General features: G+C 41.0%; 12 protein-coding genes and 3 pseudogenes. 13 read left to right on the top strand and 2 right to left on the bottom strand.

The window, feature by feature from the left end:
* Nucleotides 1-183 precede the first annotated feature (183 nt).
* The 7 genes from JG479_RS07610 to JG479_RS07640 all read left to right on the top strand — a co-directional run bounded on the left by JG479_RS07610 (nt 184) and on the right by JG479_RS07640 (nt 7,944).
* A complete protein-coding gene (locus tag JG479_RS07610) occupies nt 184-1,365 on the top strand; it encodes a thiolase family protein (RefSeq protein WP_008135263.1) in 1,182 nt (393 codons plus the stop codon).
* A gap of 125 nt (nt 1,366-1,490) precedes the next feature.
* Entirely contained in the window at nt 1,491-2,981 is a 1,491-nt protein-coding gene (locus JG479_RS07615) for a CoA-acylating methylmalonate-semialdehyde dehydrogenase (protein WP_200220257.1), read from the top strand.
* Nucleotides 2,982-3,143: 162 nt separating this feature from the next.
* Nucleotides 3,144-4,301: an acyl-CoA dehydrogenase family protein gene (locus tag JG479_RS07620; RefSeq protein WP_138489023.1), complete on the top strand. Its 1,158-nt coding sequence runs from the start codon at nt 3,144-3,146 to the stop codon at nt 4,299-4,301.
* 10 nt (nt 4,302-4,311) lie between these two features.
* Nucleotides 4,312-5,103 (top strand): enoyl-CoA hydratase, encoded by a 792-nt coding sequence (locus JG479_RS07625; protein ID WP_169060213.1) that lies wholly within the window; start codon nt 4,312-4,314, stop codon nt 5,101-5,103.
* The gene (locus tag JG479_RS07630) at nt 5,103-6,254 is read left to right on the top strand and encodes an enoyl-CoA hydratase/isomerase family protein (protein ID WP_200220258.1); all 1,152 of its coding nucleotides are present in this window, start codon (nt 5,103-5,105) and stop codon (nt 6,252-6,254) included. Before JG479_RS07625 ends, JG479_RS07630 begins: the two co-directional genes overlap by 1 nt.
* A 10-nt stretch (nt 6,255-6,264) precedes the next feature.
* Nucleotides 6,265-7,164, top strand: a complete 900-nt coding sequence (gene mmsB, locus JG479_RS07635; protein WP_200220259.1) for a 3-hydroxyisobutyrate dehydrogenase — start codon at nt 6,265-6,267, stop codon at nt 7,162-7,164.
* A gap of 9 nt (nt 7,165-7,173) precedes the next feature.
* On the top strand, nt 7,174-7,944 hold the full coding sequence (locus tag JG479_RS07640) for an SDR family oxidoreductase (RefSeq protein WP_200220260.1): 771 nt from the start codon (nt 7,174-7,176) through the stop codon (nt 7,942-7,944).
* A 121-nt stretch (nt 7,945-8,065) separates the two neighbouring features.
* Here JG479_RS07640 and JG479_RS20225 read toward each other — a convergent pair.
* Nucleotides 8,066-8,369: pseudogene (locus JG479_RS20225) on the bottom strand (phage integrase N-terminal SAM-like domain-containing protein); the annotation flags it as partial.
* A gap of 241 nt (nt 8,370-8,610) precedes the next feature.
* Here JG479_RS20225 and JG479_RS07655 point away from each other — a divergent pair.
* Together JG479_RS07655 and JG479_RS07660 are read left to right on the top strand one after the other, a co-directional pair.
* Nucleotides 8,611-8,928, top strand: coding sequence for an antibiotic biosynthesis monooxygenase family protein (locus tag JG479_RS07655; protein ID WP_200220262.1), 318 nt, complete (start codon nt 8,611-8,613; stop codon nt 8,926-8,928).
* 42 nt (nt 8,929-8,970) lie between these two features.
* Nucleotides 8,971-9,819 carry a DUF4062 domain-containing protein gene (locus JG479_RS07660; protein ID WP_200220263.1) on the top strand — a complete coding sequence of 283 codons (849 nt, stop codon included), beginning with the start codon at nt 8,971-8,973 and terminating at the stop codon, nt 9,817-9,819.
* Between the two features lie 28 nt (nt 9,820-9,847).
* Here JG479_RS07660 and JG479_RS07665 read toward each other — a convergent pair whose 3' ends face one another.
* Complete coding sequence (locus JG479_RS07665; protein ID WP_200220264.1) at nt 9,848-10,807, bottom strand: IS110 family transposase; 960 nt, start codon at nt 10,805-10,807, stop codon at nt 9,848-9,850.
* 771 nt (nt 10,808-11,578) lie between these two features.
* Between JG479_RS07665 and JG479_RS07670 the strand changes: the two genes are divergently transcribed.
* From JG479_RS07670 to JG479_RS20285, 4 genes and pseudogenes are all read left to right on the top strand, one after another.
* Entirely contained in the window at nt 11,579-12,553 is a 975-nt protein-coding gene (locus tag JG479_RS07670) for a transposase (RefSeq protein ID WP_039489709.1), read from the top strand.
* Nucleotides 12,554-12,864: 311 nt separating this feature from the next.
* Nucleotides 12,865-13,245 (top strand): hypothetical protein, encoded by a 381-nt coding sequence (locus JG479_RS07675; protein WP_169043615.1) that lies wholly within the window; start codon nt 12,865-12,867, stop codon nt 13,243-13,245.
* Between the two features lie 486 nt (nt 13,246-13,731).
* Nucleotides 13,732-14,932, top strand: a pseudogene (locus JG479_RS07680) (IS3 family transposase).
* A 28-nt stretch (nt 14,933-14,960) separates the two neighbouring features.
* Nucleotides 14,961-15,094: pseudogene (locus JG479_RS20285) on the top strand (transposase); the annotation flags it as partial.
* Nucleotides 15,095-15,096: the final 2 nt, after the last annotated feature.

A 15,096-nucleotide genomic window follows, 5' to 3' on the forward strand; every position in this document is an offset into this window, starting at 1 on the left:
GTCAGTGAAGCGTAACCGATGGAAAATAATCCTTACACTTATAAAACTAAAAATTAAGCTGTTTTTAGTTGACGTTGGCGTAAACGTTAGTATTGTGTAAGGGTATTAAATAATAAATGAATACTAAATTAATAGAGCAAATATACTAACAACTATTTGCATATAAATACAATGGAGTTAGTTATGACTTTAGAATCAGTGGTAATTGTAGCAGCAAAACGCACCCCAATGGGTGGTTTTATGGGAGCGTTAAGTGATGCGCAGTCTACCGAGCTTGGCGCTACCGCCATTGCCAGCGCACTTGCACAAACTGGTTTAGCTAATGATGCAATAGACGAAGTAATTATGGGCTGTGTATTACCAGCAGGCCTTGGACAAGCACCCGCACGCCAAGCAATGTTAAAAGCAGGCCTTGCACTTAGCACTGGCGCTACAACAATTAACAAAGTATGTGGCTCTGGTTTAAAAGCGGCCATGCTTGCAAACGATTTAATTAAAGCAGGCTCTATCCAATCTGCTATTGCCGGTGGCATGGAAAGCATGACAAACGCACCGTACTTTATACCAAAAGCGCGTGGCGGTATGCGTATGGGACATGGCGAAATAAAAGATCACATGATGAGCGACGGCCTTGAAGATGCTTACGACAACAAAGCTATGGGTTGTTTTGCACAAGACACCGCCGACGAATACGGCATTGGCCGCGAGCAAATGGATGCGTTTGCATTAGGCTCATTAAGTAAAGCTAAAGCCGCGATACAAAATGGTAGCTTTGATAACGAAGTTGCACCGCATACGATGCAAACACGCAAAGGCGATGTAACAGTATCGATTGATGAGCAACCAGGTAACGCCCGCCCAGAAAAAATTCCTACCTTACGTGCAGCCTTTAAAAAAGACGGGACTATTACAGCGGCTAATTCATCGTCAATTTCAGATGGTGGCGCAGCGCTTATATTAATGAGCGAATCAAAAGCAAAAGAGCAGGGCTTAACACCGCTTTGTAAAATTGTGGCGCACAGCACGCATTCTCAAAAACCAAGTGAATTTACAGTAGCGCCAGTAGGGGCTATGAACAGCGTGCTTGAAAAAGCAGGTTGGGCTGTAAACGATGTTGATCTTTGGGAAATTAACGAAGCATTTGCCATGGTAACCATGCTGGCTATTAACGAGTTAAAACTTGATGAAAGCAAAGTAAACGTTAATGGCGGTGCATGTGCACTTGGCCACCCAATTGGTGCAAGCGGCGCGCGTATTTTAGTAACGCTTATTCATGCCCTTAAAAACCGAGGCCTTAAAAAAGGCATTGCGTCTTTATGTATTGGTGGCGGTGAAGCGGTTGCTATGGCCGTAGAAGCGTATTAACTAGGTATTTAATAGTTATAAGAAAGCTGTACGAATAACTATAAATGCGCTGCACTAATAATACTAACAAAGCGGCGCTACCAATTTTAAAAGAGAACACACAACTCACACACTAGGATTTAATCATGCACCAAGTACCACTACTTATTAATGGCGAATTTATTCAATCAGCATCAAAAGAGCTTATCGATGTTATAAACCCAGCAACTCAAGAAGTACTTGCACAAGTGCCATGTACCACAGAATCAGAAATGGACGCGGCAATTGCCTCAGCTTCTGAGACGTTTAAAACATGGAAAGACGTACCTATTACTGAACGTGCTCGCATTATGATGAAGTACGCTGCGCTATTAAAAGAACATCATGATGAGCTTGCTACCATTATTTGCCACGAATTGGGTAAAACATTTGAAGATGCAAAAGGCGATGTTTGGCGTGGTATTGAAGTAGTAGAACAAGCAGCAAACGCACCATCATTAATGATGGGTGAAACAATGGAAAACGTAGCGCGTAAAATCGATACGTATTCTTACATGCAGCCACTTGGCGTATGTGCAGGTGTTACTCCGTTTAACTTCCCTGCAATGATCCCACTTTGGATGTTCCCGCTGGCTATTGTGTGTGGTAACACCTTTATTTTAAAACCGTCTGAGCAAGACCCACTTACTCCAATGCGCTTAGCAGAGCTATTTATTGAAGCCGGTGCACCAAAAGGCGTATTACAAGTTGTTCACGGTACAAAAACACAAGTAGACCGCTTACTAGAAGATAAAGCAGTACGCGCTATTTCGTTTGTTGGCTCGTGTGGTGTAGGTGCTTATATTTATTCTAAAGGCACGCAAAACCTTAAGCGCGTGCAAGCCTGTGTTGGCGCTAAAAACCACATGGTTATTATGCCTGATGCAAGTAAATCGCACGTTGTAAATAACTTAGTAGGCGCATCGGTCGGTGCTGCTGGCCAGCGTTGTATGGGTATTTCGGTTGCTGTATTTGTAGGTCAAGCAAGTGAGTGGGTAGATGAAATTAAAGCCGGCTTTGAAAATGTACGCCCAGGCGTGTGGGATGATGCAAATGCGGCATACGGTCCACAAACATCAAAAGCAGCAAAAGCACGTATTTTATCACTTATTGCTGGTGGTAAAGAGCAAGGCGCTACCTGTTTAATTGATGGTTCTGACTTTACGGTTGAAGGGTATGAGCAAGGTAACTGGGTTGGCCCAACGTTATTTACCGATGTAACCAAAGAAATGGATTTATATAAAGAAGAAATATTTGGTCCAGTACTAGCGTGTATGTTTGTAGACACGCTTGATGAAGCAATTGCACTTATTAACGACAGCCCTTACGGTAACGGTACCTCGTTATTTACCTCAAGCGGCGCAGTGGCTCGTAAATTCCAACACGAAATTGAAGTAGGCCAAGTAGGTATTAATGTGCCAATTCCGGTGCCACTTCCGTTCTTTTCGTTCACTGGTTGGAAAGGCTCGTTTTATGGCGATACACACACGTACGGTAAACAAGGTATTCGTTTTTACACAGAAACTAAAACGATTACATCACGTTGGTTTGAAGACGAAATTGCGTCGGGTCCAAATATGAGCATTAACTTAAAATAATCGTAATTAAAAAATGAGTAAATAAAAGAATAATTAATAAAAAAGATGGGCGCGAAGGCTACTTCACACACAACACACACATAAGCCTTCGCCGCTCGTCACAAACTATCCCTGTGACGGGACACACTAACAACACAACTAACACAATTAAAGAGGTCTACCATGGACTTTAACTTATCAGAAGATCAACAAGCCTTTGCTCAAACAGCACGCCAATTTGCCGAGTCAGAACTTGCGCCCCATGCAGCAAAGTGGGATCGCGAACATATTTTTCCTAAAGACACGATTAAAGCTGCGGGCGAGCTTGGTTTTTGTGGTTTATACACGCCAGAGGAAGCAGGCGGCCTTGGTTTATCTCGTTTAGATTCGAGCATTATTTTTGAACAACTTGCTATGGGTTGTACCGCAACAACGGCCATGTTGACCATTCATAATATGGCCACCTGGATGGTAGCAAGTTTTGGTACCGATGCCGTAAAAGACAAATACGTAGAGCAATTAGTCATGGGCGAGTTACTTGCCTCTTACTGTTTAACAGAGCCAGGCTCGGGCTCAGACGCCGCATCACTTAAAACCAAAGCAGTGCTTGAGGGTGATGAGTACGTTATTAACGGCTCAAAAATGTTTATATCGGGCGCTGGCGAAACCGAAGTATTAGTGGTAATGGCACGTACAGGCGGCGAAGGCGCTGCGGGTATTTCGGCATTTGTAGTGCCTGCCGACGCAAAAGGCGTGCAATACGGCAAAGCTGAGGAAAAAATGGGTTGGAACGCACAACCTACACGCCTAATTAGCTTTGAAGATGTACGCATTCCTGCGCATAACTTGTTAGGCGCAGAAGGCGAAGGCTTTAAATTTGCGATGCAAGGCCTTGATGGCGGTCGAATTAACATTGCCACATGTTCAATTGGTACAGCGCAAGCGGCGCTTAATACAGCCCGTGAATATTTAAAAGAACGTACACAATTTGGTAAACCATTGGCTGCGTTTCAAGCATTGCAATTTAAAATTGCCGATATGAACACCGAGCTTGTAGCTGCGCGCCAAATGGTAAGGCTTGCTGCATTTAAACTTGATAATAACGACGTTGAAAAAACCACTTACTGCGCCATGGCTAAACGTTTTGCTACCGATGTTGGCTTTACTGTGTGTAACGACGCACTGCAAATTCATGGTGGTTACGGTTACATAAAAGAATACCCGCTTGAGCGCCATGTACGTGATGTACGCGTTCATCAAATTTTAGAGGGCACTAACGAAATTATGCGTGTAATTATTGCGCGCCGTATTTTGGCTGAGTCTGCAAGCGACGTTTTATAAGGAGCAATGTATGTCAGAATCTAAATCTAATCCGAGTATTGAACTTACAACCGAAGGTCATGTTGCTATTTTAACTATGTCTAACCCGCCAGCAAATACCTGGACAAAAGACACCCTAGTTGATTTAAAAAATACCGTTAACGCGCTTAATAATAACAAAAATATTTACGCCTTAGTACTGACTGGTGAAGGCGAGAAGTTTTTTAGCGCTGGTGCCGACCTAAACGTATTTGCAGGTGGCGATAAAGGCGTAGCCGCCGATATGTCGCGTGTATTTGGTGAAGCATTTGAAGCGCTTACTAATTTTAGAGGCGTGTCGGTTGCGGCCATTAATGGCTATGCAATGGGCGGCGGGCTAGAAGTTGCCCTTGCGTGCGATATTCGCATAGCAGAAGAGCAAGCACAAATGGCATTGCCTGAAGCTAAAGTTGGCTTATTACCCTGTGCTGGTGGCACACAAAATTTAGCATGGCTTGTAGGCGAAGGCTGGGCAAAACGGATGATTTTATGCGGCGAGCGCTTAAAAGCTGATAAAGCCTTGCAAATTGGCTTAGTAGAAGAAGTAGTACCACAAGGTGAAAGCTTTGCGGCAGCACTAAAACTTGCCAACCAAGTGGCCGATCAAAGCCCCACCTCAGTTGCAGCATGTAAAACATTGATTCAAAAAGGGCGCCATCAACCAATGGCAAGTGTATTGCCTCTTGAGCGCGAGTTATTTGTTGGTTTATTTGATACCGAAGATCAACAAGAAGGCGTAAATGCCTTTTTAGAAAAACGCCGCGCTAACTGGGTAAACGGCTAATGAGTGCTTTAACAGTATTAAATAGCGCCGATGAGCCCGTGGTATTTGAAACCGCAACTGCAGCAAATGGCAGTTTAATTGGGCTCATTACACTCAACGCGCCAAAAGCCTTAAATGCACTTAATTTTGAGATGATCAAATTACTTGAACCGCAATTGCGAGCTTGGCAAGACGATGATGCTATTGCAATGGTGTTGTTAAAAGGCGCAGGCGATAAAGCATTTTGTGCAGGCGGCGATGTTGTAAGCCTTCATCATGCAATGGCGCAAGGTAAACCAACAAGCTTAGTTGAAGAGTTTTTTACGCTTGAGTATAAGCTTGATTACCTTATTCATACCTTTGATAAACCTATCCTCGTTTGGGGTAACGGCATAGTAATGGGCGGCGGTTTAGGGCTAATGGCCGGTGCTAGCCACCGCGTCGTAACCGAAACATCACGCATTGCCATGCCAGAGCAAACCATAGGTTTATACCCTGATGTAGGCGGCAGTTACTTTTTACATAAAATGCCACAAAGTGTGGGGCTATTTTTAGGGTTAACGTCGGCATCAATTAACTGCGACGACGCGCGTTTTGTATCACTTGCCGATCACTTCATCGACAGCACTAAATATGATGCCATGCTTGAGCAAATTTTAACTGCAAAGTGGGGGAAAACCGCAAGTTTAAATCATGAGCGTTTAACTAAGTTATTAACCGATTTAGACAACCAATCTGCGCGTATGCCAAAAGGCAATATAAAAGCTAACTTATCAACCATTCAAAAGCTGGGTGAATTTACAACCTTGCAGGAGCAAGTTGATTATATTTTAGCTCTAGCTACTGACGATAAATGGCTACAACGCGCCCAAAAGTCACTTAAACACGGATGCCCACTAAGCTGCGCACTCGTTAGTGAGCAATTAAAAACAAGTAAAGGCAAAAGCTTATTAACGTGTTTTAAAATGGAGCTGGGTATGTCGGTTCGTGCTGGCGAAGTAGGTGAGTTTCAAGAAGGCGTAAGAGCGTTATTAATAGATAAAGACGGCGCGCCTAATTGGCAGTACAAAACTCTTAGTGATGTACCACAAACAATAATCGACAGCTTTTTTGCTAATCGCTTTGGTGAAAACCACCCACTCAATGGCTTAGACACGCCAACACACAAATAAAGGAAAGACGATGACTAAACTCAATATTGGTTTTATCGGCTTAGGTAATATGGGCAGCCCAATGGCGGCTAACTTAATTAAAGCTGGACATAATGTGAGTGTGTTCGATTTAAACCAGTCGGTCGTAAATGAACTTGCAAGCAAAGGCGCAAAAGCAGCAGTAGATGCAAAGCAGTGCGCAACCAATGCTGACGTACTTATTAGTATGTTACCTGCAGGCAAGCATGTTAAATCGCTGTATTTAGGAAATAACGACGACAGCGGTTTAATTAATGTGCTGAGCAAAAATACATTAGTAATTGATTGCTCAACAATAGATGCAGAATCAGCACGAACTGTAGGCACTGCACTTGGCGAACAAGGCATAAGCTTTGTAGATGCACCGGTATCGGGCGGCGTTGCAGGGGCAACCGCAGGCACACTTACTTTTATTGTAGGCGGCGAAAAAGCCGCGTTTGATAAAGCAAATACAGTGCTTAGTGATATGGGTAAAAACATATTTCATGCAGGCGATATTGGCGCAGGGCAAGTAGCAAAAATATGTAATAACATGCTACTTAGCATTTTAATGGCAGGCACCAGCGAAGCACTGCAAATGGGTATTAACAACGGCCTCGATCCTAAAGTACTTAGCGACATTATGACCGCAAGTTCGGGCCGTAACTGGACGCTTGAACTTTACAACCCTTGCCCAGGTGTAATGGATACAGCCCCTGCAAGTAATGATTACAAACCAGGCTTTATGGTTGATTTAATGGCTAAAGATTTAGGGCTTGCCATGGAAGCCGCGCAGCAAAGTAATTCATCAACCCCTATGGGTTCAATGGCTAAAAATTTATACACTATGCTACAACACCAAGGTGCGGGTAGTGATGACTTTAGTGCCATTTTTAAACTGTTTTCTAAGTAGGAGCAACGCGTGGATATTAAAAATAACACGGTAGTAATAACCGGTGGCGCACAAGGTTTAGGCTTTGCAATGGCGCAAAAGTTTGCACTTATGGGTGCTAACATTGCTCTAATAGATATGGCACAAGACTTATTAAACACAGCATGCGAGCAATTAACACAGCTTGAAGGTGTAACTAGCAATATTAAAGGTTATGCCGCAAACGTAACAAATGAGAGCGAAGTAGAAAACGTATTTAATACCATTAACAGCGATTTTGGCCACATTGGGGTGCTAATAAACAACGCCGGTATTTTACGCGACGGCATGTTTATAAAGGCTAAAGACGGCAAAGTCGTTAAAAAAATGTCTCTTGAGCAATTTCAATCAGTGATTGATGTAAACCTAACAGGTGTGTTTTTAGCAGGGCGGGAAGCTGCAAGCCACATGATTGAATCAGGCAAAGGCGGCGTTATAGTCAATATGTCGAGCGTAGCGCGCGCAGGTAACATAGGCCAAACAAACTACGCGGCATCAAAAGCAGGCGTAGTAGCACTTACCACCACATGGGCTAAAGAACTTGGTCGTTTTGGTATACGTGTAGGCGCTATTGCACCAGGTGTTATAAGCACCGCCATGACCGACGCCATGAAGCCCGAAGCCAAACAACGTATGCTCGCGGTAACGCCAGTAGGGCGCTTAGGCGAAAGCGACGAAATTGCCCATACTGCACAATACATAATCGAAAACGACTTTTTTACCGGCCGCGTGGTTGAAATAGACGGCGGCATTCGTTTGTAAACCGAACTGGATTAAGGTTGATTAAAAGCATAGCTCTTTGGGTTATGCTTTTTTGTTTTAAATTGGGGAGTTTATAATCTTAAAAGGACTGATAACGGCGTTGGAAATTTGTTGTGAAATTAGTTGCTCGTTTGCTCTTAATAAAACCTAATGAGAATGGCTTTTTAATCACTTCTTTAAATAAAAAGCTCAACGCATTTAAGGCTTGTGTTTGAGTGTTAGGAGCAACATTTTGTTTGTTGACTAAACGAGTTTAAAAAAGCTAAAAAAAGTTCGACCTCATTATCTCCCATCGTTGTTGGGTGCCTCATAGAGTTAAATCGAATAAACGAAGCTATCCAGTATAAATACGCTTTAATAGTACTTTTAGCATAACGCTTTAGATACATTTGTTCGGCTATCATAGTTAAAAAAGATGATTTCATGATATGAATCTCTAGTAAAAGTTAACTGTATATATAGACAGTGCTTGTTGTTTTGTCCAATATTACTGATCTCCACCATTTCGGTGCATTTGTGCATTGATTAAAAATAATTTCCAGTTAACTAATTGTTTACAGGTGTTTATTTGATGGTTAAGATAAATGCACTGTAATATATGGACATTTGTCGGTTTATAAAACGACAAATGTCGTAGACAAAATTGTTATGTGCCTAGGAGTACCAATGTCACTTATCGCTATTACACCTAAACCTCCATATTTTGCTGTTATTTTTACTTCAACACGAACAGAAGGTGATAATGGATATGGTGATATGGCAAATAGGATGGTTGAGCTTGCACAGCAACAACCAGGTTTTTTGGGTATAGAATCAGCAAGAGAAGATGTTGGCATTACTGTTTCTTACTGGGCAGATCTAGATTCAATTAAAAGCTGGAAAGCTAACTCTGAACACTTAGATGCTCAAAAAACAGGACGTAAATCTTGGTATGATTCATTCAAGGTTCGTATATCCAAAGTGGAACGAGATTACGGCATATAACAAGTCATTAAAGTAGGAAAATTTACAAGGAGAGTTCAGGTTATGAGTTACGAAGCTAAAGTATTCAATGTGATGATTGCTTCACCAGGAGATGTAGCATCTGAAAGAACGATTATTCGCGATGTGATTTATGAATGGAACGCTGTTCATTCGAAATCACGAAATATTGTTTTGTTACCTGTTGGATGGGAATCTCATTCATCTCCAGAAATGGGCGCCTCTCCTCAAGAAATTATAAACAATCAAATTTTAGATAAATGTGATTTTCTCGTCGGTGTTTTCTGGACTCGTATTGGAACAGCCACTACTGAGTACGCTAGTGGGACTGTTGAAGAAATAGAAAAACATATAGCGGCTGATAAGCCCGCAATGCTTTATTTTTCTAGTCAGCCCGTCGTAATGGATACCGTTGATCCTGACCAATATTCTGAACTAAGTAAGTTCAAAAAATCTTGTCAATCTCGTGGTTTATATGAAGGTTATGATAGCCACTCTGATTTTAAAGAAAAATTCTACCGACACCTTCAGCTTAAAGTTAATGAACACGCTTTATTTCAAATTGATGTAAGTGAATCATTTTTAACTCAAAACGAAATAGTAGAATCAAATACTTCAATTCCAAAGTTATCAAACGAAGCTCGTATATTACTTAAAGAAGCTAGTCTCGATAGTGGCGGCACAATTATGTCTCTAAGTTACATCGGGGGTGATGACGTTCAAACAAATGGTAAAAATTTAATATCCTCACAAGAACCTAGAGAGGTTGCTCGCTGGAAATCAGCTATCCAAGAGCTAGAGAATGAAGGTTTAATTGATGATCGTGGTCATAAAGGTGAAGTATTTAGAATTACCAATCTTGGTTATCAAATCGCAGACATGATCGAGTTGTAAATATAACAAGTGACTATGGTGTCAATTCCTAATTACAAACCATTTTAGGATCCCACATGACACCATCCCTCACCATAGAATTTATGATTACTATAAGCTTTCTTATACAGGCAATAATAGCCACTTTTTTAGGTTTCCCTGCCGCGACTAGCCGATGATAAATAGTTTTAAATTTAGGGTTACATTGGATAGCTGACATCATTGCCATATACATTGCGGTTCTAATTTTTGGCCGTCCACCTCGTATCATCCGTTTACCCTGATAAGCACCACTTTCTCGATTAAATGGTGCAACACCAACCAGTGATGCAGCCTCTTTATTGTTTACACACCCAAGCTCAGGCATGTCACTAAGTAAGTTAAATGCGACAACATTCCCAACGCCAGGCACACTTTGAATAATGTCATTCTTGACCTTATATTCGTCACATTCTTTGATGAGTTTTTGTAGTTTCAAATCTACTTTGTCAATCTGATTTTTTAATGCCGTCAGGATAGGCTTTATTAGCGATGATATTGTTTTTGGCATTATCTGTGAACGATTTTTCTCCATCGTTTGCATATCCATTAACTGCCTTCTTCTAGAAAGTAAATCACTCATCAAGCGCATCTGCTCTGGCTTTAAAGATGAGAGTGGTGGCTTTATTGCTTCACCAAAATGAGCGATGAGCTGCGCATCAAGTTTATCTGTTTTTGCTTTTTGGCCGATTGCACCTGCGAAACGTTTAATATTAACGGGATTAGCAACAACGAAAGGGATATTCGCTTGAGCACACGCCATAATAAAGGGGTGTTCAAGGCGCCCAGTTGCTTCAATAGTAACACGCGTTATTGGGTGCTTTTTTAGTGTTTTTATAGCGTGTTTAATGCCGCCGTCATTGTTTTCTACGGTGAAATATATATCTAACGGTCGGATGTAAATATCGAGTTGAGTTTTACCTGTATCGACACCGACGTTAATTTCATTTTGATTATTGAGTGTATTCATAATAAGCTGACCCTGCCTTGCGATTCGGGCTAGAGGCCCCGTTGACTATCCGAGTTTAATGCTTGGAGTTTATACAGCGTTCTTTCTTGTTATCGGTCTCTCAATAGAGGAGCCTTCAATCAATCGAACTACTGTATAAAAGGCTTTGGTTGCAGCCAAAGCTTGGGCCTCACATTACCCGAACTAGGTTAAAGTATTAATTAATTTATGGGTTTATTATCCATACAAGCGCATTAAATCTGACGTCACACATTGTCCGATTTTTTGCTTAAAAGAAAATGACGCAAAAAAGCGTCCAACATGCTCCGCAGCTTATGCGGGCGTTATAGGGCTAAATACTCCATATATATTAATATCGAGGGATTTATGAGTTTACCTGTAGTTAACATTTTCTATTCTGCTTATGAGTCTTGGTCAACCAGAGATGCAACTCAGCAAGAGAGCATAGATCATTATAAGTGTGAGGGTTCACTTCTCCCATTCGTAAATGATGAGCTTATAGCAGTAATACGAAACCATTTCGATGCTGCAGAGTATATGGCAAAAAGAGGCATGGATAATGGGCTTGAAAACCACATTGATAGATTCCTAGACCAAGATTGTAATTATAAATCGTGGAGGCCTCACATGCCCTCTAGAACTCCTCGCTCAATTACTAGAATAAACTAGACACCCATCCTATAGAATAAACTAGACACCCATCCTAAATTTTGCTCTTTTTAAAATTAAAGACTACGTTTTAATTAGTGCAAAAAACAGGCAGGGTGTCTTATGGCAATCGCAAGAAAGCGTCAAGTAAGTTTGGTTGATACAAAATACTACCATTGTATTTCACGGTGTGTTCGTCGTGCATTTTTGTGTGGTGAAGACCACTTTACTGGGAAGTCTTACGAGCATCGGCGAGGGTGGGTTGAAGATAAGCTGCTTGAATTAGCAAAGGTATTTTGTATTGATGTATGTGCTTATGCCGTAATGAGTAATCACACCCATTTGGTACTATATGTAGATGATAAGAAAGCAAACAGGCTGAATGATAAAGCGATTGTTATTCGCTGGCATAAACTCTGTAAAGGCACATTGTTAACGCAAAAATATGTACAAGGTGAAAAGCTAAGTAAAGTTGAACTCATCTTTTTCAACCAAACGGTTAAACAATACCGCGAACGCCTAGCAAGTATTAGCTGGTTTATGCGGTTGTTAAATGAAGACATTGCGCGCAGAGCAAATAAAGAAGATAACTGCACAGGACGATTCTGGGAGGGTAGATTCAAATCGCAAGCATTACTAGATGAAGCAGCACTTGCAGCGTGTATGGCCTATGTCGATTTAAATCCCATTAGGGCTAAAATGGCTAACACACCAGAAGAGTCAGACCATACCAGTGTACAAAAGCGCTTAACATGCGCGACAGAAGGTAAACAGCCTAAACAGTTACTACGTTTTGCAGGTATGCCACGTCAGATTATGCCTAAAGGACTGCCGTTTGAGCTTAAATCGTACCTTGAACTTGTTGAGCTAACAGGGCGAATAATACGAGAGGATAAACGTGGGTATATTGATAACATGAACCTACCTTTGTTAGAAAGGCTTAATATCTCCCCAGAGAACTGGTTAAAACTGACTACGCAATTTACGCGCGTATTTCATGGTGCAGTAGGCAGGCCCACTTCACAAGCAAGTTACTGTGAAAACTTAAAGCGGAAACGGCGATCAAATATTAGCAACTGCGAAAAGCTACTCGCATAATACTTAAGCTACTCGCATAATACTTAAGCTACTCAGTAAAACCATTCAGTAAACACTATAACTGCAATTATGTAGTTATTATCATGCGTGTAATTCAGGTTTTAACGTGCTAATGACTTATTTAATGGATGAAATAAAAGTAACCCAATATTAAAAGATAAATTCTCAACCTAAAAGTGAATAGCCAGATTAAAAATAGAGTGGCTGTCTTGTTTAGTTATAACAAGTGCATCATGGTGGGAATTTTACTCGCTGGAAAAGCACTCCTAAAATCCCCATATGCAAAGCGTTAGTTGCCTTAGGAGTCACAGTTGAATTTTGATGATTTGAAATCGATTATCGATACTGAAAATGACCAAGAATTAAAGCTTACTTCTAACTCTTGGGGAATCACTAAAAACTCCAATTCAGAATTGAAGCCTTGGATATCTGAAGATCAATTTAATCAGGTTTTCTCAAATCTATTAGAGTATCAAAATAAGGATACTGTGTTTGTCTTTGAGTCTTTCGAACGCATATACAAAGATTCAGGTTTAACTAAAAGGTTAACTGAACAGCTAGATTTAAACTGGGCTAATTTTAATGCTTTTCAAAGCTCTACAGAAATTCTTTATTTCTATATGGTTCCAAAAAGTTTAAATTGGGTTTTATATGCAAACAGAGACTTTTGGCAGTTTGCAAAAGGCAACTAACAAGTTACTCAAACGGACAACTAAACAGTTGGCTAGCTTCGTTCCTCGCAATTTTAGGCAACAATTTCGCGCCGCTTAGTAAAAAAATAAACAAAAAATAAACAAGACACCCATCCTAAATTTTGAAGATCTTATCTACATAGGAAAAGTGTTTGGGTAAGCTGAATTTTTAGAGAGAGAAGTATGTTTCCAATTAGTTTCGAAAGAATAATGATTAGGATGACACCCATCCTAATTCTTAGGAAAAAAGCCAACAAAAACAGTATGAAGAGTGCATTATTATAAATAATGAATCACGCAAAAAGCTGAACTATGTAGACAAAATGAAAGTAACAATAGACAGCCCAATCGGGACGATATCTGTTTATTAAAGAATCGCAAACGACTCGGCTGTATCGAACCGGCTTTCTGTAGTGGTACAGTGATTTTGGCCACCCATTAAGAAAGAAATGTTATGCTGATAAGCATACAAATTTGGGTGAAAAAATGACGAAATTAAAACGTGCAACGTATTCTGCAGCAATCAAATTAGAAACAGCTCAGCTTGTAGTTGACCAAAGTTATACTCAAGAAGAAGCAGCCAAAGCGATGGGTGTGGGTAAATCAACCGTTAGTAAGTGGGTTACTCAATTAAAGCAAGAGCGTAATGGCCAGCCACCATCGGCTTCGCCAATGACGCCCGAACAAATTGAAATCCGCGAACTTAAAAAGCAAATCCAACGCATCGAATTAGAAAAGGATATATTAAAAAAGGCTACCGCTCTCTTGATGTCCGACTCCCTGAACAATTCTCGTTAATTGAGAAACTAAATCAACGAGAGCGTTACCCAATTAGCGTGCTGTGTAACGTATTCAATGTGCATCGTAGCAGCTATAAATATTGGGCTATAAGGGATACAACGCCGACACCAGAACAAGTAAGGCTAGAGGCTGAAGTTAGAGCAATACATGCAATGAGTGGCGGTTCGGCTGGGGCACGGACAATCGCAGCAATTGCAACGAATAACGGTTTTGAATTAAGCCGTTATCGCGCCGCTAAGCTGATGGTTAAACTAAAACTAGAGAGCTGCCAAGTACCACAACATCAATATAAACGCGGTGGTAATGAGCACCTTGAGGTGGTAATGAGCACCTTGAAATCCCGAATTTTCTAGATAGGCAGTTTGATGTTGTTGAGCCGGATACGGTGTGGTGCGGTGATGTGACGTATATTTGGACAGGTAATCGCTGGGCTTATTTAGCGGTCGTTGTTGATTTATTTGCACGCAAAGTCGTTGGTTGGGCAATGTCATTGTCGCCAGATACTAACTTAACGCTAAAAGCGCTTGAACTCGCGTATGAAAGCAGAGGAAAACCGACAGGACTGATGTTTCACTCAGACCAAGGAAGCCACTATACAAGCTTGAAGTATCGCCAACGTTTATGGCGCTATAAAATCAAACAAAGTATGAGTCGGCGCGAAAATTGTTGGGATAATGCGCCAATGGAACGATTTTTTAGAAGCTTTAAAACGGAGTGGATGCCAAAAGTTGGATATGAAAACTTTGAAGAAGCTAAATATAGTGTGAGTGATTATATCAACGGATATTACAACAATGTTAGACCACATCATTATAATGCAGGTTTAGCACCAAATGAATCTGAGGTTAGATACCAAGATTCTAAAACTGTGGCCAAAATTAGTTGACCACTACATTCCTTTAAATAAAAAGCGGAACATTACAGTGAACAAAGGCATGAATAAATTGACCTTACGGGGTCAAACAAAAGTGAATGCCTTTACTTTACACTGCGGCAACTGTATTGCCTTGTTCATAATATAGAAAAGCTGCAAAACACGATGCATTAAGA

Origin of the sequence: Pseudoalteromonas sp. LC2018020214 (assembly GCF_016598755.1) — a bacterium.
Lineage (GTDB): Bacteria > Pseudomonadota > Gammaproteobacteria > Enterobacterales > Alteromonadaceae > Pseudoalteromonas > Pseudoalteromonas distincta.